This is a genomic window from Bradyrhizobium sp. LM2.9, assembly GCF_054056555.1.
In genome coordinates, this window is record NZ_JBSRYJ010000002.1 from 1,813,931 (window position 1) to 1,839,738 (window position 25,808).

27 protein-coding genes and 2 pseudogenes are annotated in these 25,808 nt (G+C 64.2%); 14 read left to right on the top strand and 15 right to left on the bottom strand.

Annotated features, from left to right (window positions below; translation table 11 throughout):
* Nucleotides 1-9: 9 nt before the first annotated feature.
* Together ACVWW3_RS10025 and ACVWW3_RS10030 are read left to right on the top strand one after the other, a co-directional pair.
* Complete coding sequence (locus ACVWW3_RS10025; protein WP_456671944.1) at nucleotides 10-1,572, top strand: tripartite tricarboxylate transporter permease; 1,563 nt, start codon at nucleotides 10-12, stop codon at nucleotides 1,570-1,572.
* Complete coding sequence (locus tag ACVWW3_RS10030; protein ID WP_456650169.1) at nucleotides 1,569-2,573, top strand: 4-hydroxythreonine-4-phosphate dehydrogenase PdxA; 1,005 nt, start codon at nucleotides 1,569-1,571, stop codon at nucleotides 2,571-2,573. Before ACVWW3_RS10025 ends, ACVWW3_RS10030 begins: the two co-directional genes overlap by 4 nt.
* Nucleotides 2,574-2,593: 20 nt before the next feature.
* Here ACVWW3_RS10030 and ACVWW3_RS10035 read toward each other — a convergent pair whose 3' ends face one another.
* The 3 genes from ACVWW3_RS10035 to ACVWW3_RS10045 all read right to left on the bottom strand — a co-directional run bounded on the left by ACVWW3_RS10035 (nucleotide 2,594) and on the right by ACVWW3_RS10045 (nucleotide 5,466).
* Complete coding sequence (locus tag ACVWW3_RS10035; protein ID WP_456650168.1) at nucleotides 2,594-3,010, bottom strand: cupin domain-containing protein; 417 nt, start codon at nucleotides 3,008-3,010, stop codon at nucleotides 2,594-2,596.
* A 51-nt stretch (nucleotides 3,011-3,061) separates the two neighbouring features.
* Nucleotides 3,062-3,805, bottom strand: a complete 744-nt coding sequence (locus ACVWW3_RS10040; RefSeq protein WP_456650167.1) for an SDR family oxidoreductase — start codon at nucleotides 3,803-3,805, stop codon at nucleotides 3,062-3,064.
* 371 nt (nucleotides 3,806-4,176) lie between these two features.
* The gene (locus tag ACVWW3_RS10045; protein ID WP_456650166.1) at nucleotides 4,177-5,466 is read right to left on the bottom strand and encodes an adenylate/guanylate cyclase domain-containing protein; all 1,290 of its coding nucleotides are present in this window, start codon (nucleotides 5,464-5,466) and stop codon (nucleotides 4,177-4,179) included.
* 252 nt (nucleotides 5,467-5,718) lie between these two features.
* On the opposite strand from ACVWW3_RS10045, the gene ACVWW3_RS10050 reads away from it, so the two are divergent.
* Nucleotides 5,719-6,222 (top strand): cupin domain-containing protein, encoded by a 504-nt coding sequence (locus ACVWW3_RS10050; RefSeq protein WP_456650165.1) that lies wholly within the window; start codon nucleotides 5,719-5,721, stop codon nucleotides 6,220-6,222.
* Between the two features lie 186 nt (nucleotides 6,223-6,408).
* Here ACVWW3_RS10050 and ACVWW3_RS10055 read toward each other — a convergent pair whose 3' ends face one another.
* Complete coding sequence (locus ACVWW3_RS10055) at nucleotides 6,409-7,476, bottom strand: methyl-accepting chemotaxis protein (protein WP_456650164.1); 1,068 nt, start codon at nucleotides 7,474-7,476, stop codon at nucleotides 6,409-6,411.
* 275 nt (nucleotides 7,477-7,751) lie between these two features.
* Here ACVWW3_RS10055 and recJ point away from each other — a divergent pair, with 275 nt between their 5' ends.
* The 3 genes from recJ to ACVWW3_RS10070 all read left to right on the top strand — a co-directional run bounded on the left by recJ (nucleotide 7,752) and on the right by ACVWW3_RS10070 (nucleotide 11,356).
* Entirely contained in the window at nucleotides 7,752-9,593 is a 1,842-nt protein-coding gene (gene recJ, locus ACVWW3_RS10060; protein WP_456650163.1) for a single-stranded-DNA-specific exonuclease RecJ, read from the top strand.
* Between the two features lie 45 nt (nucleotides 9,594-9,638).
* The gene (locus tag ACVWW3_RS10065; RefSeq protein WP_456650162.1) at nucleotides 9,639-10,448 is read left to right on the top strand and encodes an SDR family NAD(P)-dependent oxidoreductase; all 810 of its coding nucleotides are present in this window, start codon (nucleotides 9,639-9,641) and stop codon (nucleotides 10,446-10,448) included.
* Between the two features lie 110 nt (nucleotides 10,449-10,558).
* Entirely contained in the window at nucleotides 10,559-11,356 is a 798-nt protein-coding gene (locus ACVWW3_RS10070) for an aldolase (protein WP_354048589.1), read from the top strand.
* A 5-nt stretch (nucleotides 11,357-11,361) separates the two neighbouring features.
* Here the strand turns inward: ACVWW3_RS10070 and ACVWW3_RS10075 are convergent.
* A pseudogene (locus ACVWW3_RS10075) lies at nucleotides 11,362-12,593 on the bottom strand (lytic murein transglycosylase).
* 135 nt (nucleotides 12,594-12,728) lie between these two features.
* On the opposite strand from ACVWW3_RS10075, the gene ACVWW3_RS10080 reads away from it, so the two are divergent.
* From ACVWW3_RS10080 to ACVWW3_RS10090, 3 genes are all read left to right on the top strand, one after another.
* Nucleotides 12,729-12,983 carry a hypothetical protein gene (locus ACVWW3_RS10080; protein ID WP_456652031.1) on the top strand — a complete coding sequence of 85 codons (255 nt, stop codon included), beginning with the start codon at nucleotides 12,729-12,731 and terminating at the stop codon, nucleotides 12,981-12,983.
* Between the two features lie 72 nt (nucleotides 12,984-13,055).
* Nucleotides 13,056-13,307 carry a hypothetical protein gene (locus ACVWW3_RS10085; RefSeq protein WP_354048586.1) on the top strand — a complete coding sequence of 84 codons (252 nt, stop codon included), beginning with the start codon at nucleotides 13,056-13,058 and terminating at the stop codon, nucleotides 13,305-13,307.
* An 83-nt stretch (nucleotides 13,308-13,390) separates the two neighbouring features.
* Entirely contained in the window at nucleotides 13,391-13,564 is a 174-nt protein-coding gene (locus ACVWW3_RS10090) for a hypothetical protein (RefSeq protein WP_247445562.1), read from the top strand.
* Between the two features lie 26 nt (nucleotides 13,565-13,590).
* On the opposite strand, the gene ACVWW3_RS10095 is transcribed toward ACVWW3_RS10090, so the two are convergent.
* Nucleotides 13,591-14,115: a MarR family winged helix-turn-helix transcriptional regulator gene (locus ACVWW3_RS10095; RefSeq protein ID WP_247445563.1), complete on the bottom strand. Its 525-nt coding sequence runs from the start codon at nucleotides 14,113-14,115 to the stop codon at nucleotides 13,591-13,593.
* A 54-nt stretch (nucleotides 14,116-14,169) separates the two neighbouring features.
* Between ACVWW3_RS10095 and ACVWW3_RS10100 the strand changes: the two genes are divergently transcribed.
* Both ACVWW3_RS10100 and ACVWW3_RS10105 read left to right on the top strand, forming a co-directional pair.
* Entirely contained in the window at nucleotides 14,170-14,649 is a 480-nt protein-coding gene (locus tag ACVWW3_RS10100) for a carboxymuconolactone decarboxylase family protein (protein WP_456650160.1), read from the top strand.
* 21 nt (nucleotides 14,650-14,670) lie between these two features.
* Nucleotides 14,671-15,174, top strand: coding sequence for a cupin domain-containing protein (locus tag ACVWW3_RS10105; RefSeq protein WP_456650159.1), 504 nt, complete (start codon nucleotides 14,671-14,673; stop codon nucleotides 15,172-15,174).
* Between the two features lie 30 nt (nucleotides 15,175-15,204).
* Here ACVWW3_RS10105 and ACVWW3_RS10110 read toward each other — a convergent pair whose 3' ends face one another.
* From ACVWW3_RS10110 to efp, 3 genes and pseudogenes are all read right to left on the bottom strand, one after another.
* Nucleotides 15,205-16,191: a DUF808 domain-containing protein gene (locus ACVWW3_RS10110; protein ID WP_456650158.1), complete on the bottom strand. Its 987-nt coding sequence runs from the start codon at nucleotides 16,189-16,191 to the stop codon at nucleotides 15,205-15,207.
* A gap of 82 nt (nucleotides 16,192-16,273) precedes the next feature.
* A complete protein-coding gene (locus ACVWW3_RS10115) occupies nucleotides 16,274-17,896 on the bottom strand; it encodes a M23 family peptidase (RefSeq protein ID WP_456650157.1) in 1,623 nt (540 codons plus the stop codon).
* Between the two features lie 24 nt (nucleotides 17,897-17,920).
* A pseudogene (efp, locus tag ACVWW3_RS10120) lies at nucleotides 17,921-18,489 on the bottom strand (elongation factor P).
* Nucleotides 18,490-18,651: 162 nt separating this feature from the next.
* Between efp and epmA the strand changes: the two are divergent.
* From epmA to ACVWW3_RS10135, 3 genes are read left to right on the top strand one after another with little or no spacing between them, the layout of a single operon-like run.
* The gene (gene epmA / locus ACVWW3_RS10125) at nucleotides 18,652-19,716 is read left to right on the top strand and encodes an EF-P lysine aminoacylase EpmA (protein ID WP_456650156.1); all 1,065 of its coding nucleotides are present in this window, start codon (nucleotides 18,652-18,654) and stop codon (nucleotides 19,714-19,716) included.
* Nucleotides 19,713-20,807: a lysine-2,3-aminomutase-like protein gene (locus ACVWW3_RS10130; protein WP_456650155.1), complete on the top strand. Its 1,095-nt coding sequence runs from the start codon at nucleotides 19,713-19,715 to the stop codon at nucleotides 20,805-20,807. The genes epmA and ACVWW3_RS10130 overlap by 4 nt, the downstream gene beginning before the upstream one ends.
* A gap of 43 nt (nucleotides 20,808-20,850) precedes the next feature.
* Nucleotides 20,851-21,105, top strand: a complete 255-nt coding sequence (locus ACVWW3_RS10135; protein ID WP_456650154.1) for a hypothetical protein — start codon at nucleotides 20,851-20,853, stop codon at nucleotides 21,103-21,105.
* A 57-nt stretch (nucleotides 21,106-21,162) separates the two neighbouring features.
* Here the strand turns inward: ACVWW3_RS10135 and ACVWW3_RS10140 are convergent, their stop codons facing one another.
* The 6 genes from ACVWW3_RS10140 to ACVWW3_RS10165 form a co-directional block, all read right to left on the bottom strand.
* On the bottom strand, nucleotides 21,163-22,248 hold the full coding sequence (locus ACVWW3_RS10140; protein WP_456650153.1) for a 3-deoxy-7-phosphoheptulonate synthase: 1,086 nt from the start codon (nucleotides 22,246-22,248) through the stop codon (nucleotides 21,163-21,165).
* 234 nt (nucleotides 22,249-22,482) lie between these two features.
* Nucleotides 22,483-23,061, bottom strand: a complete 579-nt coding sequence (locus ACVWW3_RS10145) for an HdeD family acid-resistance protein (RefSeq protein ID WP_456650152.1) — start codon at nucleotides 23,059-23,061, stop codon at nucleotides 22,483-22,485.
* Nucleotides 23,062-23,130: 69 nt separating this feature from the next.
* On the bottom strand, nucleotides 23,131-24,171 hold the full coding sequence (locus ACVWW3_RS10150) for a PrsW family glutamic-type intramembrane protease (RefSeq protein ID WP_456650151.1): 1,041 nt from the start codon (nucleotides 24,169-24,171) through the stop codon (nucleotides 23,131-23,133).
* Between the two features lie 312 nt (nucleotides 24,172-24,483).
* The gene (locus tag ACVWW3_RS10155; RefSeq protein WP_247445572.1) at nucleotides 24,484-24,636 is read right to left on the bottom strand and encodes a hypothetical protein; all 153 of its coding nucleotides are present in this window, start codon (nucleotides 24,634-24,636) and stop codon (nucleotides 24,484-24,486) included.
* A gap of 64 nt (nucleotides 24,637-24,700) precedes the next feature.
* Nucleotides 24,701-24,973: a hypothetical protein gene (locus tag ACVWW3_RS10160; RefSeq protein WP_247445573.1), complete on the bottom strand. Its 273-nt coding sequence runs from the start codon at nucleotides 24,971-24,973 to the stop codon at nucleotides 24,701-24,703.
* A gap of 102 nt (nucleotides 24,974-25,075) precedes the next feature.
* A complete protein-coding gene (locus tag ACVWW3_RS10165) occupies nucleotides 25,076-25,702 on the bottom strand; it encodes a PilZ domain-containing protein (protein ID WP_456650150.1) in 627 nt (208 codons plus the stop codon).
* Between the last annotated feature and the right edge of the window lie 106 nt (nucleotides 25,703-25,808).

Consider the following 25,808-nt stretch of genomic DNA (forward strand, 5'->3'; position numbering starts at 1 on the left):
GAGAGGCCGATGGACAATTTTGGGGAACTCCTTCACGGCTTCAGCATCGCGATCACAGTGCCGCATCTGGTGCTGATGGTTGTCGGCGTGCTGCTCGGTATTCTCGTCGGCGTGCTGCCAGGGCTTGGTGCGCCGAATGGGGTGTCGCTGCTGCTGCCGCTGACCTTCGGCATGCAGCCGGTGTCGGCGATTATCCTGCTCTCCAGCATGTATTGGGGCGCGCTGTTCGGCGGCTCGGTCACCTCGATCCTGTTCAACATTCCGGGTGAGCCGTCGTCGGTCGCGACCACCTTCGACGGCTATCCGATGGCCCGCGACGGCCGACCGACCACGGCGCTCGCGACTGCCTTCGGCTCGGCGGCGTTCGGTGCGCTGATCGGCGTCATCCTGATCACCTTCCTCGCATCCTGGGTGGCGCAGGTCGCGCTTGCCTTCGGGCCGGCGGAATATTTTGCGGTCTATTTCCTCGCCTTCGCGAGCTTCGTCGGCATGGGCGGCGCGGCGCCGATCAAGACCGTCGTGGCGCTCGCGATCGGTTTTGCCATTGCCGCGATCGGCATCGACACCGTCTCCGGCAGCGTGCGCCTCACCATGGGCGTCGACGAGCTGGTCAAGGGCGTGAATTTTGTCGTCGCCGTGATGGGCCTGTTCGGCATCGGCGAGCTGCTGGTCGCGGTCGAGGAAGAATTTCATGCCCGCGCGGTCTCCTCGAAGATCGAGTGGCGCGAGGTGTTTCGCGCGATCGGCCGCCTGCCACGGCATAGTGTTGCATTGCTGCGCAGCGCGGCGATCGGGTGCTGGATGGGGATCACGCCGGGCGGCCCGACCGCGGCATCCTTCATGAGCTACGGCATTGCCCGCCGCTTCTCGCGCCGTGGCAAATACTTCGGCACCGGAGAGGTCGAAGGCATCATCTCGCCGGAGACGGCAGATCACGCCGCCGGCACCAGCGCGCTGCTGCCGATGCTCTCGCTCGGCATTCCCGGCTCGGCCACCGCGGCCGTCATGATGGGCGGGCTGATGATCTGGGGTCTCAATCCCGGGCCGATGCTGTTCGTCGACCAGAAGGACTTTGTCTGGGGCCTGATCGCCTCGATGTATGTCGGCAACATCGTCGCCGTCGCGTTGGTGTTGCTGACCGTCCCGGTCTTCGCCGCCCTGATGCGGATTCCCTTCGTGATCATCGCGCCGCTGATCGTGATCATCTGCGTCGTCGGCGCCTATTCGGTGTCGAACTCCTATCTCGACGTCGTCATGATGCTCGGCTTCGGCATCGTCGGCTATCTCTTCAAGAAGCTGTTCTATCCGCTGGCGCCGCTCGTGCTTGCGATCGTCATCGGCGACAAGGCCGAGGACGCGTTTCGGCAGTCGATGCTGATGTCCAAGGGATCGCTCGGAATCTTCTTTGCCAACAAGCTGGTGACGTGCCTGATCGTGGCCGGCATCGCGCTGTTGCTGCTTCCGCTCGTGCTGCAGCTGCCGCGCCTCCGGCGCAAACCCGCATCTGCCGCGACCGGGACAACGGCCCAAGAGAAAGCTCAAGAGACAGCTCGAGAGAAGGTGATCATATGACCGCAAAGCCGCTCATTGCACTGGCAATGGGAGATCCCGCCGGCATCAGCCCGGAGCTGACTGCAAAGCTCGTGGTGCAGGACGACATCCGCGCCTGCAGCCGGATCGTCGTGATCGGTGATCGCCGCATCTTCGACCAGGGCGCGCGCATTGCCGGCGTCAAGCCCGAGCTGAAGACAATGGAGCGGGGAGCCGACTTTCGCGCGGCGGAGGGCGAGACGCTGTTCGTCGATCTCGGCCACCTCGATCCCAGCGACGTCCAGCGGGGAGTTGCCAGCCTTGCCGGCGGCAGGTTCGCGCTTGCCAACTACAAGCACGCGCTCGAACTCGGCCGCGACAACCGCGTCGATGCCGTCTGCTTCACCCCGTTCAACAAGCAGGCAATGCGGCTCGCCCGCGCCGAGTATGACGACGAGATCGCGTTCTCTGCGGAAGTGGTCGGACTCAAGACCCCCGCAAGCGAATTCAATGTGCTGGACCGGCTCTGGAACGCACGCGTGACGTCCCACATCCCCCTCAAGGACGTTGCCGCGCGACTGTCCAGCGAACGGATCCATCGCGCGCTCAAGCTGACTGATTCCTGCATGCGCAATGCAGGCTTCGCGCGGCCGCGCATCGCGGTCGCCGGGCTCAATCCGCATGCCGGCGACGGAGGCAATTTCGGCCGTGAGGAGATCGATGTTATTGCGCCGGTCGTCGCAGCCGGCCAGCGCGATGGCATCGCCGTGGAGGGACCGTTTCCCGCCGACACCGTGTTCCTGCGCGCCAAGGGCGGCGCCTTCGATGCGGTGCTGACGATGTATCACGACCAGGGCCAGATCGCGATGAAGCTGATGGGTTTCGATCGCGGCGTGACATTGCTCGGCGGCTTTCCGTTCCCGATCTGCACACCGGCGCACGGCACTGCCTACGACATCGCAGGCCAGGGCACCGCGTCGATCGGCGCCAGTCGCGCCGCCGTGCTGCTCGCGGCGGAGATGGCCGCGGCGGGCGCAGCCTGATTGCACGCGCTGACCTGGAATTACTTCGCGACAGGCGTCACTAGCTCCTTGTCAACTGTATCCACCACAAAGACCGCGAGCAGCTTCGCAGGCTCGGTGTCACTGGCGTTGGCGCTGACGGCATGGCGGTCGCCGGGATTTTCGGAAAAATTCTCTCCCTTGTGATAAACCTTGGCAGGCTCGTCATTGACCTGACTGCGGATCGCTCCTTCCAGGATGGTGGCATAGATGAATGCGGAGCGCGGGTGCATGTGGGCCGGCGAGGAGCCTCCAGGGCCGTATTCGACCAGCACGCCCTTCATGCTCTTGCCGGGGACATTCGGCAGCGCCTGATCGAACACGACTGTCACCTTGGCCGATGGCGTAGCGGTCTCGGCGGCGTGTGCCGTCAGGAGAGATGCGGTATAAATCGCGGTTGCGATCAGCAATCTGCGCATGGGATTCCCTTTATTGCCGTTTCTGTCGTGATCTGTGGGACTTGCGAGTCTTCAGAGCGTCTCGAGCCATGTCGCGAGCGGGGTTTTTCCGAGCCGCGCCTCGCCGAGCGGGTTCAGCGATCTGTCGTCAATGGGAGCGCCGTAATAGGTTGCTTTTGGATTTCCGACTACAGGTCGGGCATCGCCAGACGCCTTCAGGCGCCGTGCGATAAATTCATTGAAGGGAGCCTTCTCGGGTCCTGCGATATCGATCGTGCCGTTGAGCGGCTGGCCCATCGCGACCTCCGCGAGGCAATCGGCGACATCTTCGGCCGCGATCGGCTGAAACAACGCCGATGGAACGACGATCCGGCCCTCGGTCGCACCCATATCGCCGATGGCGCCAAGGAATTCGAAGAACTGGGTGGCGCGGACGATCGAGTAGGGCACCGGAGACGCCTTGACGATGGTCTCCTGCGCGAGCTTGGCACGAAAATAGGCGATGTCGGGCGATCGATCGGTTCCCACGATCGAGAGCGCCACGTGATGCCTCACGGCGGCGGCCGCCTCAGTCGCGGCGAGGTTCTTGCTCGAACGCTCGAAGAATTCCAGCACGGCGGCAGGCTCCCACGACGGCGCGTTAGCGACGTCAACGACGACATCCGCGCCCGCCAGCACTGCTGCGAGGCCTTCCCCGGTCACGGCGTTGACGCCTGATTTCGGCGAAGCTGCCACGGCCTCGTGGCCCTGCTGCTTGAGCTTCGCTACGAGCTTGGATCCGATCAATCCGGTCCCGCCGATCACGACGATCTTCATGGCATGTCTCCTCGGTATTTTGCGAGTGTGGGATGGTCAAAGCCAACGGGTACTCACGCACTCACGTCGATGAACGCAATGCGAAGCGACTCTTACCCGAGCAATGGGGCAAGCTCTTGCCTGTAACGGGCCTGCCTTGCCGGAAAATGCTCCAGAGATTTCGTCGCGATACGACAATTGGTAAGGAATTATTCCCCTTTTGGCGACGTCAGCCCACGTCGCGGAGAAGCGCACATAAGCGTCGCATCGTCGGGGTGTCCACGCAGGCGCCTGTCTTTAGACGAGGTGAACGGCCGCGTTTGCGGACTGCACGACGATCTCAGGTTGCCGCTGTTTTGCCCGACGTGTCAGACGGACCATGCGCGCTCCCGTCAATCGGGCGCCAACCGGGAACCGCCGATACGGTGATACTCGGCAAGAAACTGGTCATTCGGCAAATGGCCGTCGCCATCGCGCGAATACTCGGTCTTCAAGCCATTGAGGAAGAACATTTGATGGGCGCGTTCGTGCTTGGCTTCGACGGGGCCGCGTGACTCCAGCGCGAACAGCCCGTGGACATGTCCGGCCACGGTTTCCGACACGTTGATCCGTCCTGCGACTCCAGACGCTTCCATGAACCATGCGGTGTTGACCGCATCGCCCCAGATGTCGAAGGTCATCCTGCGCAGGCCGACGACGCCAGAAATGACGGGCCCGGTATGGATACCAATGCGCAGTTGCGGGCCATGTTCGCCAACTGCTTCGTATTGCGCCTTCAGGCGATCAAGCCGGGCGCGCATCTGCAGCGCCGCCAGGCAAACATCAATCGAGTGCCGCCGGCCGGGCGATAGCACGCCGGCCACCGCCATGTAGGCGTCGCCTATGGTCTTGACCTTCTCCAGACCATATCGGGCGCCGATTTCGTCCAGGGTCGAGAAATACTCATCGAGGAGATTGATGAGCCGGGCCGGCTCGGTCCGTTCGGCCAGCAGCGTAAAGCCCTGGATATCTGCGAACAGGATGGTCGCCGATCGCGTGTATCTGGGCTGGACCCTGCCGCTGCGCTTGAGTTCGTCGGCGATCGGCGTCGGCAGGACATTGCGCAGCAGGGCTTCAGCACGCGTGCGCTCGGCGGCGGCCTCCAGTCGTGCCTGCTCGAGGTCCCTGATGGTCTGGCCGTACTCGAGCAGCTTGCGGCGGAGCTCCAGTTGCGCCAGCACCTGATGCGAAAGCATTCGCAGCGCTTCCGTCTGCTCGAAGGACAGCTGCCGCGGCTCGAAGTCCATCACACAGAGCGTTCCGAGCGCATAGCCTTCATCGGTAATCAGCGGCATGCCGCAATAGAACCGGCAGGATGGCCTTAGCGCGACCATCGGACTGTTCTGAAATCGCGGATCCTGTTTCAAGTCGGGAATGACGAGCAGTTCGGCGCCGCAAATTGTCGTTGCGCAGATGGCGCTCTCGCGTGGTGCGTCGGTGACTTCGGCCGGCAGGCCATATCTCGCCTTGAGCCACCGCCGGTCGTCATCGATGAAGCTGATATAGGAGATCGGACAGCCGCAGAGTTGCGCCGCAAGCTCGGTAATTTCGTCGTAAGCGGCCTCCGGCGCACTGTCGATGATGTCGAGTGCGCGCAGGGCGGCGAGCCGTTCTGTTTCGTTTGTGGGCGCCGGTGACGGCATGTTGGTCTCCTCGGAGGAGATCCTGAGACGGGCCTCCCGCCTTTTCGGAATTCAAGCGGTACGACCACCCGTTCATTTGGGAAGCGCGGTGGAGGTGCGGCAAGTGTCGTTCCAGCAGGGATACGCCGGTTCCGCCGCTGCGCGATATCGGTGGGCGAAGCCCATCTTCGGGTGCGGAACGTTATGGCGTCGGGCGGGTTCGTTTTCGCTGGAAGACACCGCATCGCAACCCTATCCTTGGAGGGAACTGCCATGAACAGCGATGCAACCCGCAATTGTCCGTCATTGAGCGCGTTGTTCCGGGCGCCGGGGAGCGGACCCACGCTCGACGTGCTCGGTGTGACGCATAGCTACAAGACGATGGCGAGCGATACCGGCCAACAATTCTCCGTGTGGGAATCGATCGTGCCGCCGGGTCGCGGGGCGCCAGCGCATACGCACAGTCGCGAGGACGAGGCATTCTATGTGCTGAGCGGCGAGGTGGTTATGGACATCGAAGGTGCGACCGGTCCGTTGCATCTTGGCACCGGTGCATTTCTTTTCGCTCCGCGCCATCGGCGTCACGGCTATCGCAATGTCGGCACGGATACGGCGCGCCTGCTGGTGTTCGCGATGCCGGGCGCCGGTCTCGATCGCATGTTTGCCGCCTTCGACGAGCTTGGACGACACAGCGGAGGCATGCCGCCTGTCCAGGCCGTCGCGACGATCGCCGAGCAGCATGGTGTCGTGATCCATGCATCGGTCACTTCCAACTGATGAAGGCATATGATCGCCGTATCTCGCGGGCGATGCGCAGCTGCCATCGTTCTGCCTGACCTATCAAACGCTTATGCAGCGTGAGCGTGCATCATGCCTGCACCCTGCGCTACTTTGCATGGGGTTGTTTTCCGGTTTTTTTGTCTGGCAGGCGAGCCGGACCGTCGTCGGCTTGACCGATCGGCACTACGCCCCGCAGACGATCACGCCGTACCAGCCGAGCCCCCGATAAGTCTCGTAGCCGGGCGTCGCATGGAACGCGACCAGCGTGCCGGAGCGGTCTTGATAGAAGCCTGCCCGCTGTCCGTTGAGCGAGAGCGAGATACGTTCGCTCAAAATGCCCTGGCCGTCCGAGGCGGCGATGATGCGAAGATTGGAATCGACCAGCAGCACGCGCGCCTTGTCGCTGTCGCCGACGCGCACGCCTTGCACGATGGAGCGGGCCTGCGCCTCCCAGTCGAAATGTATGGCGAGCACGCCGATCGGCGCGCCGTTGGCCTGGCCGCCGGCGCGGACGCTGGCGCAATAGGTCGCGACCTGCGCATTGCCGAGCAGCGGCTGGTTCTCGACGTCGCCGGCGACATAGTCGTCGCCGGAGCGCAAGGTCTTCGCTTCGCGAAACCATTTGGTGTGGGCGACGTTCTGGCCGACAGCGCGAAAGCGGTCGGCGCGGCCGTTGGCGATGACATTGCCGTCGAGGTCGCAGAGCCAGAGGTCGAGATAGACGGTGTAGGCACCGAGGATCACGCCGAGGCGCTGCGAGGCATGGGACACGGCAGCGGCGCCGGGCGAGGCCGCGCAATCGACCAAGGCGGAATCGGTCGCCCACCAGCGCACGTCGCAGGTCCGTTCATAGAGGTTGCGGTCGATCAGCTCGATTGCGTTGAGCGACAGATCGACCATGCGCTCGCCACGCGAGCGCTGGCTCATCCGGTCGATCGAGGAGACGAGATCGCCGGTGCGTTTCGTCAGTTGGCTTTCGAGCTCGCGGGCGATGGTCTCGACCTGCTGGCCGACGCCGCGCACCTCCTGCGCCACCACTGCGAAGCCCGCACCCTGCGCGCCCGCGCGCGAGCTCTCGATCAGCGCCAGCATCTTCATCTGGTTGGTGATCTGCTGGATCGCCTTGGTTTTGTCGACCGCGATCTGGTTGACCTCCGCCGTGAGGCGGTTGATCAGCGCGGAGATGTCGGACTCATCGTCAGCGGGTTCGGTGGCGATCGGCGTGGCTTTGAGACCCAGCGCAGCAGACATCGGGGGGCTTCCCTTGGCAATGAGGTCTGATCTGCAACGAACCCGGAACAATCACTGACAGATCGAATACGAGTCTTTTTCGAAGATTCCGCCTAACGCCTGCTTAATTTGCTGTTTTTCGGAATGCTCAAATGATAGTCAGTCCGCGTAGCAAAGCAGCAAATCCACCGCTTTGTGCGGCGCAGACATTGCCAAGCCCGGGCGATTCCGGGTCAATCGTCTCGCCGGCCGGGCGATACTTCCGGCTGCCAGGTTCCTCAAACCAACCGCTATTCATGACGCCGCCCGCCACCGCCTTGCCTGTCGAAGCACCCCAGGCGTTCCTGGGAGTGGCACGCTCGCTCACCGACAAGCTCTGGCGCGACCGGCTGGACGCGCGCGGGGCGGCCAAGGCGCTCGCCATCGTGCAGCGGCACCAATTGCCCGAGCTGCTGGCGCGGGTGCTGGCGGGCCGCGGCGTCGACACCGACGCGGTCGCCGATTTCCTCGATCCGACCATCCGCAAGCTCATGCCGGATCCGTTCACCGTGACCGAGATGGAGGCCGCCGCGAAGCGGATCGCGGATGCCGCCGCGAATGGCGAGAAGATTGCGATCTTCGGCGACTATGACGTCGACGGTGCGACCTCGGCGGCGCTGCTGAGCTGGCATCTGCGCCATTGCGGTCTCGATCCGCTGATCCACATTCCCGACCGCATCTTTGAAGGTTACGGCCCCAACGTCGAAGCGGTTCGCGGGCTGGCCGCGAAGGGCGCCACGCTGCTCGTCACCGTCGATTGCGGCACCACCAGCATCGAGCCGCTCGCCGAGGCAAAACGTCTCGGCATGTCCGTTGTCGTGATCGACCACCACCAGGCCGGCGACGTGCTTCCGGAGGTCGATGCGCTGGTCAATCCGAACCGGCTCGACGATCTCTCCGGCCTCGGTCATCTCGCCGCCGTTGGCCTCGTGCTGGTGACGCTGGTCGCGGTCAATCGCGAGCTGCGCCGGCGCGGCTTCTGGAGTGCGGGGCTGCCTGAGCCTGATCTGCTCGGCATGCTGCATCACGTCGCGCTCGGCACGGTTGCCGACGTCGCGCCGCTGATCGGTCTCAACCGCGCTTTCGTCGCCAAGGGCCTGATCGCGATGCGGCGGCGCGACCATGTCGGCCACACCGCGCTGATGGACGTGTCGCGGCTCAACGGCCCACCGGAGGCTTGGCATCTCGGATTCATGCTGGGGCCGCGCATCAATGCTGGCGGTCGCATCGGCCGCGCCGACCTCGGCGTGCGGCTCTTGCTCGAAGGTGACAGCGTCGAGGCCGCGCGGATCGCCACCGAGCTTGACCGCCTCAACAGCGAGCGCCGCGTCATCGAGCAGGGCGCCGAAGCGCAGGCCGAAGCCGAGGCACTCGCCTCGATCGGCTTCGAGGACAAGCTCGGCGTCATCGTCACGGCCTCCGAAGGCTGGCATCCCGGCGTGGTCGGTCTTGTCGCGTCCCGGTTGAAGGAGAAGTTCTCGCGACCCGCCTTCGCGATCGCGCTGGAGCCCGGCGGCATCGGTACCGGCTCGGGTCGCTCGATCGCCGGCGTCGACATCGGCAAGGCGGTTCGGCAGGCAGTGACCGATGGTATTCTGCTCAAGGGCGGCGGCCACGCGATGGCTGCGGGCGTGACGCTGCGGAAGGAGAAGCTCGCCGAATTCCGCGCCTACCTCGAGAATGCGTTGGCGCGCGATGTTGCCGAGGCCCGCCACGTCAACGAACTCTACATCGACGGCGCGGTCTCCGCGCGCGCGGTAACCACCGAGCTTGCAACAACGCTCAACCGTGCAGGTCCCTTCGGCAGCGGCAATCCGGAAGCCGTGTTGGCGCTGCCGGCGCACCAGCTCGTCTATGCCGACGAGGTGGGACAGGCGCATTTGAGGCTGCGCTTCAAGTCGGGCGACGGCGCCATCGTCAACGGCATCGCGTTCCGGTCGATCGGACAGAAGCTCGGCAACGCGCTTGTTGCCAATCGCGGCCAGCAATTGCATGTCGCGGGATCATTGTCGGTCGATCGCTATCAAGGCGCCGAGCGCGTACAATTCCGCGTCATCGACGTCGCGCTACCCGACCAGGGACCATCCTTGATTAGATAGGTCCGGCAAGCAACAAAAAAGCTAACAACAAAAAAGGGAGTGAACATGGCAGGGCAGGTTGAGGGCAAGGTCGCGCTGGTGACCGGCGGCGCATCCGGAATTGGCGAGGCCATCGTCGAGCTGTTCGCGCGCGAGGGCGCCATCGTCATTGCTACCGACATCGACGAGTTGCGCGGCCCCGAACTCGCCAATCGCATCACGAAGGCCGGCGGCAGGGCGATTTTCCTGGAGCAGGACGTCACCAGCGAAGAGCGTTGGATCGAGATCGTCGCTGATATCGCAAAGCGCCATGGCCGGCTCGACATCATGGTCTCCAATGCCGGCATCGGCATTGCCGTGCCCTCGATCGTCGACATGACACTCGGTGACTGGCGCAAGCAGAACGCCATTAATCTCGACGGCGTGTTTCTCTCCGTCAAACATTGCCTGCCCTTGATGCGCAAAACCGGCGGCGGCTCGATCGTCATGATGTCCTCGCTCGCGGGCCTGCGCGGCTCGCCCGGGCTGTCGGCCTATTCGGCGACCAAGGGTGGCGTGCGGCTGTTCGCAAAATCGATCGCGATGGAGTGTGCGGCCGCCGGTGACGGCATCCGTGTCAACTCCGTCCATCCCGGCATCATCGACACTCCGATCTGGGGCAAGATCCCGACCGGCGCGACCGGTAACCAGGGCAACGCGCCGATCGATCCGGACGAGCGTGCGCGCGTCGTCACGCCGCTTGGCCGCGCCGGCCAAGCCGCCGAGATTGCCTCTGGCGTGCTGTATCTGGCCTCCGATGCCTCGCGCTACGTCACCGGCAGCGAGCTCGTCATCGACGGCGGCATGAACGCCGGCGGCGTGCCGCGGCGGCAATAAGCCGCCGCGCGGGCTGCGAAGGGCAGGGTGGCGCCCGCAGGGGCTGACGCGCAGGCGCAGCCCCTGTACAACGCGGGCAGCTCCCGACCGACAGAGGTATCCTCCCCGCCATGGCGCACAGCCTTCACTCTTCATCATCCACGCCGGCGCCATTCCGCTCGAACCGTCCGGATCTCGTCAGCGACGCGATCCGCAGCGCGCGCGAGGACCTCGCTGCCTGCTTCCGCATGGCCGCGCGCAACGGCTTTGAGGAGGGCATCTGCAACCACTTCTCGGCCGTGGTGCCGGGCCATGACGATCTGTTTCTCGTCAACCCTTACGGCTACGCCTTCCGCGAGCTGACCGCGTCAAAACTGCTGATCTGCGACTTCCACGGCAACGTGCTCGACGGCGAGGGCGTGCCCGAGGCGACCGCGTTCTACATTCATGCCGAGATGCACAAGCGCCTGCCGCGCGCCAAGGTCGCCTTCCACACCCACATGCCCTACGCCACGGCGCTGTCGATGACGGAGGGCGATCCCCTGATCTGGGCCGGCCAGACCGCGCTGAAATTCTACGGTCGCACGGCCGTGGACCGCGACTACAACGGCCTTGCGCTCGACAACAGCGAAGGCGCGCGCATAGCGTCGGCCGTCGGCGATGCCGACATCGTCTTCATGAAGCATCACGGTGTGATGGTGTTGGCGCCGACTATCGCGGAAGCCTGGGACGATCTCTACTACCTCGAACGCGCCGCCGAGGTACAGGTGCTGGCGATGTCGACGGGAAGGAAAGTTCTGCCGGTCGATGCCGCGATTGCGGCCGAAACCTACAGGCAGATGCGCGAAGGCGATTCCGAATCCGCGCGGTTGCATCTTGCCGCGATCCGCCGCCAGCTCGATGCCGAGGAGCCGCAGTACCGGCACTGAGCCGGCTACGACCCCTGGCGCAGCTTCGCCAGCACCTTCAGCCCGCCATAGCCGTCCGCAGGCGCGATCCCCGCGCGCTGCTGGAAATCCTTGATCGCCTTCATGGTGTCGTTGCCGACCCGACCGTCGGTGCCGCCGGTGCCGAAACCGGCCTTGGTCAGGCGCGTCTGCATCTCCTGCACTTCTGCGAGTGTCAGCGCGCGCGCTCGGAGCCGGGGAAGGGCTGGATGAAGGGCGGCCCGCCGAGGCAGCGGTCACCGAGATGACAGATCGCCAGCGCATAGTTCATCGAGGGATTGTAGCTTTTCACCGCGTTGAAATTCGGTCCCAGCAGGAAGGTCGGTCCGCCCGCAACCGGCGTCCACATCTGCGCGGACGCGGAGGGTTGTGGAAACGGCTGGCCGTCGGCGCGGGTGACGCCGGCCGCCTGCCAGGCCGCATAGGTCCGGCTGCCGCTCGCCTCGCCGGATGCGCGCACCTCGTAGCCCCAATGCTCGCCGCGGTGCCACTTGCCGCGGTTGACCAGATATTTTGCGGTCGAGCCCAGCGCGTCGTCGGGCTTGCCGAACGGCGACACCTTGCCGTCGCCGTCATAGTCGATGCCGACATTGAGCCAGACCTCTGGCATCCATTGCGAATGCCCCATCGCGCCGGCCCAGGATCCCTGCATCTGCTCGGGCGTGCTCCAGCCCTTGTCGATGATGCGCAGCGCGTTGATCAGCTCGGTCTCCCAATAAGCCTTGCGCCGCGGCTCATTCCAGGCGAGCGCGGCGAGCGAGGGAAATACCGGCGTCATGTGGTTCTGCTGCACCAGCGGATCGCCATACGCGGACTCGACGCCCCAGAGCGCCAGCAGCGTGCCGCGCTCGACGCCGAAATCGCGCTCGATGCGCGCGAGCAGCGCCTCGTTGTTCTTCAGCGCGATCTTGCCGTTGATGATGCGCCAGTCGGAGACGCGGCGGTTGATGTATTGCCAGACCTGCTCGTGGAATTCGGGCTGGTTGCGCATCTGCTTGAACACGCTCATGTCGGGCTCGACCCGCGCCATCGCGCGCTGCCAGGTCGCGGCCGAAATTCCCTTCGCCATGGCACGGGCGCGAAAACCCTCGCGCCATTCCTCGAAGCCCGGAGGCGCGGCCAGGATGCGGGTTGGGATGGCGATGAGTGCGGCTGCGCCGAGCGTGGATTGAAGCAGAGCGCGGCGGCTGCGATGGGCCGAGGAATCAGCTTGTTTCATGAACCTAGTCTAGCGGGAAACATGGCGCTTGTGACCCGGTTCCTGGAACTGGAGGAACAAGCCGCCTTGCATGCGTTCGCCGGAACAAACTGTCGCACTCCCGCATTTTCCCCGCACCAAATTGAGGAGGAGAAGATGAGGAAATATCTGTTTGCCGCCGCCATGGTCACCGCCATCGCCGCGCCTGCATTTGCCGACGAAGTCGGCGTTCACGTCGGTCCGGTCGGTGCCGGCGTGACGGTTGGACAGTCTCATGAATATCGTGACCGTGACCGCGACCGCACGACGGTCATCAAGGAACGGGCACCCGCCGACCGCAAGACGGTGATCAAGAAGGAAGATGAATACGGCAACCGAAGCAAGACCGTGATTCATCACGACAACGACTGACGAAGCGGGGCCCCGGCCGATCGCCGGGGCCCACCGCCGCACGCAGTCCGTTCATCGAGAATTTGGGGTGGAATGAAGATAAACGCGCATACGGAAAGCCATGTGGTCGAGCTGGATGACGGATCACAATGGCAGATCTTTCCCGGCGATCTCGCGACCACGCTGAGCTGGAAGCCTGAGACCGATCTGCATCTGGAGCCAAGCGGCCACTGGGTGAGTTCGCATGAGCTGGTGAACGCGGCGGACCAAAGCCGCGTGCGGGTGATTGCAGCGGGCGAAACCTGGTCTGATGGCGAGGTTAAGAAAGTGTTGAAGGGCAGGTAGGGCGTTCCTGTAACGGGTGGATATCCCCGATTTAAGCCTGTCACTTTACGGTCGGTTCGTTTCCATCTGCGCATAATACGAACATGCGAGAGCTGTTCGACATCATCCGCATCAATCCCTGGCCGTTTGGCGCGGGGCTATTCGTCGTGATCCTGATGATCGTTGTCGAGAATTTTGGCCGCGGCATTCGAGGCGACGGTGCCGTCAGCGACTTCTCGGATTACGATCGCGGCTGCGGCGAGGGAGACGGCGACTAGACTCGCCCGCGGCAACCGCAGATCGCTTAATCCTCCTGTAGATCCGTCGCGATTCCGGCGAGCCAACGCCGGATCGCGGCTTCCGCCTTGGTATCCAAATCTCGAGCGAGGCGCTTCTCCAGCGCGATCACTCGTTCCCGGCACGCCTTCAAAAGCGTCGCCCCGCGCGGCGTCAACGTCCATTGCTGGATGCGGCCGTGGACAGGATGCGGCGTCATCACAATCGCGCCGTCACGTTCGAGATTACGGATGATGACGCCCACAGTCTGGGGCGTCAGGAAGGTGAGACGGGCGACATCGGCGCCGGACAGTCCCGGATAGGCATTGAGCATGGTCAGCACAGCGAATTGCGGCGACGTCACGCCGAGATCGGCCAGCGACCGCTCCATCGTCAGACGGACTGCGGCGTGGGCCTGGCGCAACAGATATCCGAGATAACCCTGCTCGCCGCGCTTGCCTTCCCCCGGGGCTGGCACGCGCACCACCGGGGCGGCCGTGGGTGCCTTCCGCCGGGGTTGCGATCTCGTGATATCGGCCGGCTTGCGCGTCATGTAAGAGCTCTTATAATGTGTCAGCGCTCTTACAATATCACGAGGTGAACGGCAATGTCACACGCCCGCAGCGAATACGAGGATTTCAAGCAGATCGCGCCCGACGTCTATGATCTCGTGCTGGCGCTGGGACAGCTCGCAGCCAAGGCCGGCCTCGACAAGCAGCTCCTCGAGCTGGTCAAGCTGCGTGCCTCGCAGATCAACGGCTGCGCGTTCTGCGTGCAGCATCACATCCTGCTTTCGGAGCGGATCGGCGTGCCCGTCGACAAGCTCAATCTGGTCGCGGTCTGGCGCGAGGCGCCGATCTTCTCCGCGCGCGAGCGCGCCGCGTTGGCCTGGGCCGAGGCGCTAACGTTGCTGCCTGATGGCGTCGGCGAAGACGTGTACGCCGAAGCGAGCGGTGAATTCTCCGAGACCGAGCTGACCTACCTGACCTCGGCGGTCGCCTCGATCAACGTCTGGAACCGTTTTGGCGCAGCGTTTCGCTGGACGCCGGCGAAGCGGCCGGTTGCAGCGAATGCCGCGGCGTCCTGATTGCAAAGAGGGGAGGTTGTCATGACTGCAATGAATTTGGCCACCATGCAGTGCCGGGTGCCATCGCGTTCGATCGCGATTACCGTCGCCGGCGGGCTTGCCTGCGCGCTTGCGATCGGCAAGGCGTTACCGGTGACGATGGATGCTGTTTCAGGCGCGCTGGCGCCGCTTTGTGCCACCGCCGCCGAAAGTTCGCCGCTCGACAAAGTCGAACCGATTGGCTCCTACGCGCTGCCGAACGTGCCGGGCAAGCGCGTCACCATCGTGCGTGTGTTCTATGGTCCCGGCGGGTTCTCGCGGCCGCATCGTCACGCAGGCTCAGTGACCGCCTACATCACCAAGGGCGAGATCCGCTCCCAGCTCGGCGGCGGTCCGGTCGAGACGTTTGGCGTCGGCCAGTCCTTCTTCGAGCCGCCCGTCTCGACCCATCTGGTCTCGGCCAATGCCAGCACCACGGAGCCGGCGGAATTGATCGCGGTGTTCGTGGCGGACGAGGGCGCGCAGCTGACGACGTTGCTGGAGTAGCTGGCACTCGCAATCCGCAACCGCCGTTGTTCAAGTCGGCTGCGATCGCTTCAACCGTTTCCATACCGGTGAAAGACCGTATTCGACGGCCGGAATCGCAGCTGCGCCGACAAGGAGTCCAATGACGCCTGAGATGGCTGCCACGACCAACCATTCGACGATGCCGGCAATGGAGGGAAGGAGGTGCGCGGCAGCCTCGGTAACGGCATGGACAGTGTGGCCGACCACGGGTGGACCGTATTGCTCGATGCCGTGCAGGATGATGCCGCCGCCGACCCAGATCATCGCCGCCGTGCCGATGGTGCTCAGCACCGCCAGGAAGGTAGGCATGCAGCGGACGAGCGCACGTCCAAGCAAGCGGATTGCGCCGCCAATGACCGATGCGCCGTCATACCGCGCAAGGGCCACGCCGACATCGTCCGCCTTCACGATCAGGGCAACCACGCCGTAGACTCCAACTGTGATGAAAATGGCGACGAGCGCCAGCACGAGCGCCTGCGTCCAGATGTTGCCCGCCGGGATGGCCGCCAGCGTGATCGCCATGATCTCCGCCGACAGGATGAAATCCGTCTTGATGGCGCTCGCGACCTTCTCGTCCTCGACCGACCGCGCATTCAACGCAATCGGCTGGAGCTGAGCTTCGTGGTGGCGCGCATGATGCGGCATCACGGCTCCGAGCACCTTCTCGGCACCCTCGTAGCAGAGAAAGGCTCCGCCCAGCATGAGCAGCGGCGTCACCGCGGCGGGAAGGAAATAACCCAGCAACAGGGCAACGGGCAACAGTATCAGCAATTTATTGCGCAGCGACCCAACAGCAATCTTGCCCACGATCGGCAGTTCGCGTTTCGAGGCAAAGCCGATCACGTAGTTCGGCGTGACGGCTGCGTCATCGATGACCACGCCAGCCGCCTTTGCTCCCGCCTTGGCCGCTTGGCTCGCTACATCGTCGAGCGAGGCTGCTGCCACCTTTGCAATCGCCGCGATATCGTCGAGAAGACCAATCAGTCCGACACTCATCAACCCTGTTCCTTCGGCCTTCGAGCCGTCGGGTGTGCGACAACACGCTTTTGCGCTGCCCGGCATTTTAACGAGCAAGCCGTCAATTCTCTTCGCCGCCCGATCCTTCGCGCAGGTCCGGCTTGATCACGTCCTCCGGCAGCGCATGTGCGACCGGCTGCGGAGCACCCGCGATCTCCGGGCCAACCTCGCGGCCGCGGGCGCGGATCAGGCGCTCATAGGCCGAGACCAGCGTGACGTAAGGACTGACCCAGATCCAGCCGTCGCGGGTGAACACCTGCACGTCGAAATGCAGGTGCATCGAGGTGCCGGCAGGATGGTCGAGATAGTTCGAGACCACGCCGATCTTCTCGCCCTCCGAGACGATGCGGCCATTGAGCAGGCCGTCGGCGTTCAACGCCTGGGGGTTCATATGCATATAGCGGAAGCGGATGTGCTCGGTCCGGCTGTTGACCTGAAGCGTGACGGCCTGGTCCTTGGAGGCGCGAATGACCATCGCATCGCGGACGGCGACGACGCCACGCTGCTTGGGATCGCAGGCTTCGCGGCCTTCGCCGGGCGGTGGGCACTCGGCCGCGCGGATGTCCTCGCCCTGGTGGCCATAACCCCCGCCGCATTGCCAGACCTCGAAACTGCGAGATTCGCAGAAATTGTCGCGCCAGGGATAGCCGGTCGTGCTCTCCATCTTGTCGCGCTTAGCATAGGATTGCGAGCGTACGAACGCGGGCACCTTCTCGAGAGGAAAGCGGATCTGCGCATAGGCCATCACGTCGGGATGTCCGCCCTGCTTGCGATAGCCGGTGTTCGGGATGATGTCGCCGCTTGGCCGGTAGGTGAAGTCCGGGGAACGCTGCGTGGGACGATCGAGAATGTTGGAAGCAATGTCCGTCAGCGGCCGCATGCGCTGGCCACCGGCAACGTGCAGCGCCTTCAGGAAACGCTCGGCGACCGGATAGGCTTCCTTGCAGGCAAGCCGACGCGGCTTGGCGACGCTGTCGAGGCATTGGATCGACACCACATAGGCGGCGCCGAAACGGGTGAAAGCGTAGCGCACATAGCCTTCCCTTATGAACTTGCGCAGGTCCGGATAAAGCGCTGCGAGGGGTTTGACCTGCTCGCCCTTGCCGCCCGAGGGATCGGCGACGTCGTAGACGAGCGCCGAACCCGTGATCTGCACCTCGACCGGCCTTGCGAACACCCGGCTCGGCATGCCGTCGCCGGCGCCGGGCTCGAACGAGAAGGTTGCGCTGTAGCCGGCGGGGCCGGCATCGAACATGTCGACAGAATTGAAGTCAGCCTGGTAGCGCGATAGCGCGAGAGTCGCTGGCGCGCCATTGCGCAGCGCCTCGAAATAGGCGGCGGCGTCGAACGGCAGCAGCACGGGCACGGAGCTGCGGGCGATGCCGGTGAAGAATTGTGAGGAGATCGCGTTGAGCTGCACCAGCGCCGGCATCGCGCGCGGATCGTAGCGCGGCACCGAACGACGAGGCGCGAAGATGAAATCGTCCGCGGCCCGGGGACGGGCGTTGATTTCGGTGCGGAGCTGGTCGAGCGCCGCCCGCCAATCGACGCGCAGGGCCGTGAGCGAGGGGCTGCGGAATTCATCCGCAGCGAGCGGAGAGGCAATGAGGAGCGAAAGCGACGCCAGAAGTTGCGAGACGAAGCGGAAACCCTTCCCAACCACTGTCTCGCCTCCCGGCGGCACCTGTTGCGCTCGCTCTGTTCCCCGTCAGTCCTTGGCGCGCTCGGAGTAGGAGCCGTCTTCAGTCATCACCACGATGCGGGTGCCGACCGCGATGTGCGGCGGAACGGTGGTGCGCACGCCGTTGGACAAAATCGCGGGCTTGTAGGACGAAGAGGCGGTCTCTGGCCCTTGGTCACGGGCTCGGTCTCGACCACTTCCAGCGTAACGCGCTGCGGCAACGCGATCGACACCACGTTGACGTCATGCGTCGACAATTTGACCGTCATGCTCTCCTGAAGATAGGCCGCGGCGTCGCCGATCACGTCCTTGGACACCTGGACCTGGTCATAGGTCTCCGGGTTCATGAAGTGGAAGCCCTCACCATCTTCATAGAGGAAGGTGAAGTTGCGCTCTTCGATCGTGGCCTTCTCGACCTGATCGGTGGTCTTGTAGCGCTCCGAGATCTTTACCCCGTCCGAGATTCGGCGCATTTCGATCTGGCTGACCGGGGTGCCCTTGCCGGGATGGATGTTCTCCGCGGTCACAACGACATATAGCTTGCCGTCTTGCTCGATCACGTTGCCCTTGCGAATAGAACTGGCGATGACTCTCAAAGCTAAATTTCCTGCTTGCTTGGCCCGGCTCCGGCCAGGACGTGATCAAATCTCGGGGGGACTCGGGGTCTCAAATCGGACCTCGGCGACCGTTTCGGGCCGCAACATACTGATTTTGCCGGTGGATGCCAGCATTTTGCTCAAAGAGGGGGCGGCCGGTTAATGGCTGGGGACAAGCCGATCTCACCGTTCTGGTCGCCCGGGCGGCATCTCGACCGCCGGCCGTTCCTTCAGGCCAGGGGGGCTATCACGGGGGCTCTCCGGGGCTTTTTGGTCGAGCAGGGCTTTGTCGAGGTCGAAACCTCCGTCCTGCAGGTCTCCCCGGGCAACGAGACCCATTTGCACGCCCCCCGGACGGAGATCATGCGGCCCGACGGCAGCCATGCCAGCCGATACTTGCGGACCTCGCCGGAATTCGCCTGCAAGAAGCTGCTGGCGGCCGGGGAGACCCGGATTTTCGAATTCGCCCGGGTGTTCCGCGACCGCGAACGGGGCGACCTGCATCTGCCCGAATTCACTATGCTGGAATGGTATCGGGCAGACGCCCCCTATGACGCCATCATGGCCGACTGCGTCGTTCTCATCGCCCGCGCCGCGCAGGCGACCGGTGTGGGCACCTTCGCCTTCCGAGGCCGCACCGCGAACCCATTCGCCGAGCCGGAGCTCATGACGGTTGCCGGCGCCTTCGAGCAGTTTGCGGGGATCGATCTGCTTGCGACCATTTCCGGCGACCAAGGCGACCGCGCGGCGCTCGCTCAGGCGGCTGCCGGCAAGGTCCGTGTGGCCGGGGACGACACCTGGTCGGACATCTTCAGCAAGGTCCTGGTCGAGCATGTCGAGCCGCATCTGGGACAGGGGCGTTTGACCATTCTGTTCGAATACCCATCTCCAGAGGCGGCGCTGGCGCGTGTGAAGCCCGGTGATCCCCGCGTTGCAGAGCGGTTCGAGGTCTATGCCTGCGGCGTCGAGCTCGCCAACGGCTTTGGCGAATTGACCGACGCAGACGAGCAGCGCAAGCGCTTTACGGACTCCATGGCGGAGAAGCAGCGCCGCTACGGCGAGGCCTATCCGCTGGACGAGGACTTTCTGGCCGCGGTCGCCGCAATGCCGGAGGCGAGCGGCGTCGCGCTCGGCTTCGACCGGCTGGTGATGCTGGCGAGCGGCGCATCGCGAATTGATCAGGTGGTCTGGACGCCGCCTGCAAATGAAACGTTAAGTGAGACATGACGAAGACCAACCTTGCACGCACATTGCGCGAGCCGGCCGACCTTGTGGCCGAGCAGCTTGTATCCGCCGAAGCGCTACCCGAGCTCGAACGTGTCGCCGCGCGCTACGCAGTTGCGATTACGCCGGCGCTGGTCGAACTGATCGACAAATCCAGTCCCGACGATCCGATCGCGCGGCAATTCGTTCCGACTGCCGCGGAGCTGGAGATGCAGCCGGGCGAGAACGCCGATCCGATCGGCGATCATCCGCACTCGCCGGTCCCCGGGATCGTGCATCGCTATCCCGACCGCGTTCTGTTCAAGCTTGTTCACGTCTGCGCGGTCTATTGCCGCTTCTGCTTCCGCCGCGAGATGGTCGGGCCCGGCAAGGAGAACGCGCTCTCGGACGGCGCTTATCGCGCGGCGATCGACTACATCCGTTCGCACAGCGAGGTCTGGGAGGTGATCCTGACCGGCGGCGATCCCCTGATGCTGTCGTCGCGGCGAATGAACGAGATCATGGCCGATCTTGCCGGCATCGATCACGTCAAGATCATCCGCCTTCATACCCGCGTGCCGGTGGCCGATCCCGCGCGCATCAGCGACGAGATGGTCGCGGCGCTGAAGGTTCAGGGCGCGACCACCTGGGTGGCGCTGCATGCCAACCATGCGCGCGAACTGACGGGGCCGGCGCGCGCGGCCTGCGCGCGGCTGGTCGATGCCGGAATTCCCATGGTGAGCCAGTCCGTGCTTTTGCGCGGCGTCAACGACGATTTGACCGCTCTGTCGGATTTGATGCGAGCTTTCGTCGAATGCCGGATCAAGCCCTATTATCTGCATCACGGCGATCTCGCGCCCGGCACCGCGCATCTGCGAACGACCCTTGCCGAGGGCCAGGACCTCATGCGGCAGCTGCGCGGACGGGTGTCAGGGCTGTGTCAGCCTGACTATGTCATCGACATTCCCGGCGGCGCCGGCAAGTCGCCGGTGGGGCCGAATTACGTGTTGCCGATGCAAAATACCGCACCTGATGCGGGTGATGCGGCGTCGGAAACGCGCTATCGTATCGTGGATTATTGCGGCGACATTCATCTCTATCCGCCCGAGAACTGAGCGGTGGCAGAGGAGACGCCGGCTTGAGGAATGGAGGAGAGACATGAAGAAGATCATGGTGGCAGTATCGCTCGTGGTCTTGCTCGGCGGCGCGGCGATTGCGCAGACCGGCGGCACCAAGGGATCCACGTCCGGCGGGGCGGCCTCCGGATCGCTGCCACAGGCGCCGGTGGGCCATCGTCAGCCGCGCGCCAGCGACGTACCGAACGAGAAGAACCTGAGCGACCCGAACGATCCCCTCAGCAAGGAAAATCAGGCGCTCGACAAAAAGATCAAGAGCATCTGCCGCGGCTGCTAGGCGCCGGAGCAGCGGGCAGGGTGCGACAGCCTCACCCCGCCCGCGTTTGCTCTGGCCCTACGCTGTACGCTCGTGCAGTCCGGCGCTTTTGGTGTTGCGGCGGATCTCGACCGCGTAAGCGAGCTGCTCGAGCACGGTTGCCGTGGTCGCCCAGTCGATGCATCCGTCCGTGATGCTCTGGCCATAGGTGAGCGGCTTGCCCGGTACCACGTCCTGGCGCCCGGCGACGAGATTGCTCTCGATCATCACCCCCATGATGCGGTTCTCGCCGCCGGAAATCTGCCCGGCGATGTCGGCCGTCACAAGCGGCTGGTTTTCCGGCTTCTTGCTCGAATTGGCGTGGCTCGCATCGACCATCACGAGCGGCGCGACGCTCGCTTTCGCCAGTTCGTTGCACGCCTCCGCGACGCTTGCCGCATCGTAGTTCGGCTTGCTGCCGCCGCGCAGGATGATGTGACAATCCTCGTTGCCCGCGGTCGAGGCGATCGCCGAGCGGCCGAGCTTGGTCACCGCCATGAAATGATGCGGATGCGAGGCCGACTTCACCGCGTCCGCCGCGATTCGCACGTTGCCGTCGGTGCCGTTCTTGAAGCCGACCGGGCAGGACAGCCCCGAGGCCAGCTCGCGATGGATCTGGCTCTCGGTCGTGCGGGCGCCGATCGCGGCCCAGGACACGAGATCGGCGATGTATTGAGGCGTCGTCATGTCGAGGAATTCGGTGCCTGCGGGCAGGCCGAGATTATTGACCGCAGAGAGCACGTTGCGCGCCAGCCGCAGACCCCTGTTGATGTCGAAGCTGCCGTCCAAATCAGGATCGTTGATCAGGCCCTTCCAGCCGACAGTGGTGCGCGGCTTCTCGAAATAGACCCGCATCACGATCTCGAGCTGGTCGGCGAGTTCTTCGCGCAAGCTCGCGAGGTGCTCGGCGTATTCGAGCGCGGCCCTGGGATCATGCACCGAGCAGGGGCCGACCACGACAAGAAGCCGATCGTCCTGGCCATTGAGGATCGCATGGATGGCGTTGCGCGCGGCCATCACCACGCGCGTCGCGGTGAGCGTGCGCGGGACTTCCCGCATCACCTCTTCCGGCGTGCTCAGCTCTTTCAGTTCGCGGATACGAAGATCGTCGGTCGTGCTCAGCACGGCGGGCTCCTGTCATTTTGAGAACCTGCCGGCCAATAAAAAAGCCGCCAGGTCTGGCGGCTGTTCGGACTAGATGCTGCAATTTGTCAGATTGAGCGTGATCCTCCCACCGCCAGCGAGCTGTCGTAGCTAAAGTACCAATAAAAGCTGGTGGCGACGGTGATCATGGTCAGTCATATAGCGCGCGATCGGCGGGTTGTCACCCCCCAAGCGAGGTGAGGGCCACGGGGCGCCTCAACCGTTGCTTTTGCGTGCCGCCAAAGCCATGCCGATCAGGGTGGCGCCCCCGAACAGCAGGTTGATGCCGACGAGGATGCCGATCGCCCATTCCGCCGAGCTCGGCAGTCCCGTGATCACCATGAACGAGATCGCGATGTCGACGAGGCCCGAGATCAGGAGCCACGACCAGCGGCCGCCCGACTCGCGCCGGTGCTGCAGCGCGTACATGATGGTGGCGACGCCCTCGGCTAGGAAATAGGCGCCGAGCACGATGGTCAGCGTCAGCACCGCCTGCATCGGCCGCGCCAGCAGCAACATGCCGGCGAGCACGGCGAGCGCGGCCGAGATCAGCGACCACCAGAAGCCCGGCGTGCTGCGTGCCCAATAGGTTGCGATCAATCCACCGATTCCGCTGACCAGGAACATCCAGCCAAGGAAGATCGTAATCGCAAGGCTTGCGAGCGGCGGCAGGATCAGTGCGGCAACGCCGAGAACGACAAGCAGGATGCCTTCGAACAGGAAGGCTTTCCAATGTGCCTTGACCGTTCGGCTCATGGCGGATTGCAGCCGGGAAAAATCCTCAGGTGATGTCATCGGCAGGCTCCAGATCGACAGGCGCGCGCTCAATCTAGTATGCGCACACCGCGCTTGCCATCCCGCGGTTCAGCCTCCGCCATGCGCTGACGAAAAACCTTCCCCGCTGGTGCGGATGCGGTCGCGGCCGAGAACATAGATCGCGGTCGTGACGATCAGAAGTGCGAGGCCGAGCAGGATCGAGACCAAGCCGATCGGGATCAGGGCCAGCGTCAGATTGCGCTCGGGGTTGACGAGCCAGTGATGAATCGAGGTCAGCACGAAGGCGAGCCCGAGAAAGCCGACGCCGCCGCCGGCGAGCAGCAGCGCCCACATCCGGCGCAGTTGGCTCAGCCGCTCGCGCGCGACGTCGGTCCGGGGCGCGTGATGGCGCGCGACGCGCCGCACCAGGCGGATGGCGAAGGCGATCGAGCTGAAGCCGATCAGCAGGCTCGCGCCGCCCAGCCACATCCGCAGCGTCGGATCGAGATCCGGCATGCGCTGCAGGGTCAGCAGCGGGAAGTCGAAGGCCGAATGCAGGGCGAGCGGGCCTGCGAAGATCAGCAGGCGGCTGGAGAGGCGGGCCCAGTCGCGATGATGGCGGTTCGCACCCAGCGCCGTGCCGCCGCGCGCGATGGTCAGATAAGCGCCCGCGATGATGCCGAGCGCGCCGTGGAACGGCACGGTCAGCACGCTGCGCAAGGCGGCCAGCGAGCGCCACATCTCGGCGTGCTGGACGAGATAGGCGAGGTTCTCGTAGGCGGCAAAGCCGAGGCCAACCGCGGCACCATAGACCACGGTGTCCATCGGATTGGCGAAGGTCCGCCGCTTGGTCGAGGCGACCAGCACGATGGCGATCACCTTGACCGCTTCCTCCGGCAGCGCGACGCCGAAGATCGAATGCATGGCCAGCGCCGCCCAGGGATTGTCGGGGGCCGCGACCATCTTGGCGAAGGGGGCGCGGGCGAGGCCCAGCAGCGAAATGCTGGCTGCCCCGAGCAGGAACGCGGTCCAGACCTGGGCCGGCGGTCCCGGCCGTTCCTCGGCGGCAATGACAAGCCACAGCATCAGCAGCGCCGGGGCGATGGCGGCCGTTCCGATGACCGTGGGTAACGCTTCAATCAGGTACATCGGCGCCGAAAATAGGTCCCCTTGATCTGCTTATCTACATTCACCAATGCGACCATGTGTCATGCGCCTGCTGTCGGCTCGCTTAACAGGCGTGACAGCCTGCGTTCATCCGCGTCGCTGGTGAGGTCAAGAATGCGGAGCGCAATCAATTGCATGGCAGGACATGTTCGTTATCCATGGCAACGGTCGCGCGCCAGATATCGGGGCGCGATTGATGAGCCAGATCAACGAAATGCGCAGGTTTCTTCGATTCACGATGCACGTGTCCCCGCGGGAAGTCCAGAGCAACGCGGGGCCGGCCGGCCGGCTTGGTCACGCTTCGTCGTGCGTGCGCGGGGGTGGCGACGCGATCCGGCGTGCCCGGACCTGCTCAAGCTCCCAGAAGGCGCGCACGAGGCACATGCCCAGGCAGAACACGATGAGCAGCAGCAGGAAGGCCTGATCAACGGCGGGGATCTGTACCATGGCATTGATAAAGCAACGGCCATGCCATGCGTTCCCGTTCCGTCGGTGGCCGCCATTGCGGCCTTCAGTGGGTGGTGAACGGCGGCGGCGCGTTGGGCGCGATGTCGAAGGCGCCGAGGTGGAATTCCTCGCCGATGGATGCGTTCGGCTCGGAATGTTCCGCCATCAGCGTGAACGCAGCCTGCGGGTATTGCTTCCAGATATCGAGATCGCCGGCGGTGATGGTGAGCCAGCCGAACGTGTACATGTAGCGTCCGGGCTCGGTGACCCGGCCGACCCTGTCCCAAGTGATCTTGTCGAGTCTGGTTTTGTCGAGTCCGATCTTGTCGACTGCCATCCGGTCCCCCGATCGCAGGTCTGCAAATGATGTCCGGCACAAGGGCGGACCCTCAAAAGCTGATCCCGGAATGGGGCCGCGATAGGGCAGCGAGGCGGAGGATCAGGCCGATTGCTGCATGGGCGTACGGACAATCAGCCGGACGAGGTCGTCCCGCGACTGCCTTTCGGCGAATTTGACCGCAAAGCCGTGCTCGAATTTGCGGATCACGCGCCCGACGCAGGCGCCGACCGCAAGCGGCGTTCCCATCGGCGGGTCGTACTCGCTGGATATCGCAACGCCGGCCGTGGAGACGTCGATGATGAAGCAGGCATGGGTGCTGCCGTCGGCAAGCGCCAGGAAAGTATGGGCGACCTGCGGAACGAAGCGCGCGTCATTCCGCAGCTCCAGGACGCTGGCGTCCTTCTGCTTCTTCTCGAGCCAGGTCAGCTTTTCCGACATCCAGGCGCGCCGGGCTCGCGTCATGTCGAGCTCCATCAGGAAACCCGATTTCAGCGTCGCGCTAATGGTGCACTGGAATTCACCAAAATCCTGGAAGTAGGAGGTCACGCGCTCGCCGATCTTGCCGACCACGGGGACGTCGACCATCATGCGGAAGGGCGAGACGCGGCTGGTGCGGCAGGCGAAGGTACGGAGCTTGCCCTCGCAATCGTACCAGCGCGGCAGCGAGTAGCTGCCGCTTACGGTGACTTGCACTGCACGCTGCCTGAGGAAGTCTGCGACGGACATGGGCGCCAATCGTGTTTCGGAATATTTCCGTAGATCCACGGTAGCGATCAAATTCTAAGCAAATGATACCGGCGCTCGCGAGCAGGGGTAAATTTCTGGTAAATGC

Coding starts and splice junctions, on each gene's coding strand:
- ACVWW3_RS10160 (WP_247445573.1), bottom strand. CDS start 24,973: ATGGCAGTCGACAAGATCGGACTCGACAAAACCAGACTCGACAAGATC.
- ACVWW3_RS10100 (WP_456650160.1), top strand. CDS start 14,170: ATGTCACACGCCCGCAGCGAATACGAGGATTTCAAGCAGATCGCGCCC.
- ACVWW3_RS10110 (WP_456650158.1), bottom strand. CDS start 16,191: ATGAGTGTCGGACTGATTGGTCTTCTCGACGATATCGCGGCGATTGCA.
- recJ (WP_456650163.1), top strand. CDS start 7,752: ATGACGCCGCCCGCCACCGCCTTGCCTGTCGAAGCACCCCAGGCGTTC.
- ACVWW3_RS10045 (WP_456650166.1), bottom strand. CDS start 5,466: ATGCCGTCACCGGCGCCCACAAACGAAACAGAACGGCTCGCCGCCCTG.
- ACVWW3_RS10130 (WP_456650155.1), top strand. CDS start 19,713: ATGACGAAGACCAACCTTGCACGCACATTGCGCGAGCCGGCCGACCTT.
- ACVWW3_RS10090 (WP_247445562.1), top strand. CDS start 13,391: ATGCGAGAGCTGTTCGACATCATCCGCATCAATCCCTGGCCGTTTGGC.
- ACVWW3_RS10105 (WP_456650159.1), top strand. CDS start 14,671: ATGACTGCAATGAATTTGGCCACCATGCAGTGCCGGGTGCCATCGCGT.
- ACVWW3_RS10155 (WP_247445572.1), bottom strand. CDS start 24,636: ATGGTACAGATCCCCGCCGTTGATCAGGCCTTCCTGCTGCTGCTCATC.
- ACVWW3_RS10030 (WP_456650169.1), top strand. CDS start 1,569: ATGACCGCAAAGCCGCTCATTGCACTGGCAATGGGAGATCCCGCCGGC.
- ACVWW3_RS10070 (WP_354048589.1), top strand. CDS start 10,559: ATGGCGCACAGCCTTCACTCTTCATCATCCACGCCGGCGCCATTCCGC.
- ACVWW3_RS10135 (WP_456650154.1), top strand. CDS start 20,851: ATGAAGAAGATCATGGTGGCAGTATCGCTCGTGGTCTTGCTCGGCGGC.
- ACVWW3_RS10055 (WP_456650164.1), bottom strand. CDS start 7,476: ATGTCTGCTGCGCTGGGTCTCAAAGCCACGCCGATCGCCACCGAACCC.
- ACVWW3_RS10035 (WP_456650168.1), bottom strand. CDS start 3,010: ATGCGCAGATTGCTGATCGCAACCGCGATTTATACCGCATCTCTCCTG.
- ACVWW3_RS10150 (WP_456650151.1), bottom strand. CDS start 24,171: ATGTACCTGATTGAAGCGTTACCCACGGTCATCGGAACGGCCGCCATC.
- ACVWW3_RS10040 (WP_456650167.1), bottom strand. CDS start 3,805: ATGAAGATCGTCGTGATCGGCGGGACCGGATTGATCGGATCCAAGCTC.
- ACVWW3_RS10145 (WP_456650152.1), bottom strand. CDS start 23,061: ATGACATCACCTGAGGATTTTTCCCGGCTGCAATCCGCCATGAGCCGA.
- ACVWW3_RS10085 (WP_354048586.1), top strand. CDS start 13,056: ATGAAGATAAACGCGCATACGGAAAGCCATGTGGTCGAGCTGGATGAC.
- ACVWW3_RS10025 (WP_456671944.1), top strand. CDS start 10: ATGGACAATTTTGGGGAACTCCTTCACGGCTTCAGCATCGCGATCACA.
- epmA (WP_456650156.1), top strand. CDS start 18,652: ATGGCTGGGGACAAGCCGATCTCACCGTTCTGGTCGCCCGGGCGGCAT.
- ACVWW3_RS10050 (WP_456650165.1), top strand. CDS start 5,719: ATGAACAGCGATGCAACCCGCAATTGTCCGTCATTGAGCGCGTTGTTC.
- ACVWW3_RS10080 (WP_456652031.1), top strand. CDS start 12,729: ATGAGGAAATATCTGTTTGCCGCCGCCATGGTCACCGCCATCGCCGCG.
- ACVWW3_RS10095 (WP_247445563.1), bottom strand. CDS start 14,115: ATGACGCGCAAGCCGGCCGATATCACGAGATCGCAACCCCGGCGGAAG.
- ACVWW3_RS10065 (WP_456650162.1), top strand. CDS start 9,639: ATGGCAGGGCAGGTTGAGGGCAAGGTCGCGCTGGTGACCGGCGGCGCA.
- ACVWW3_RS10165 (WP_456650150.1), bottom strand. CDS start 25,702: ATGTCCGTCGCAGACTTCCTCAGGCAGCGTGCAGTGCAAGTCACCGTA.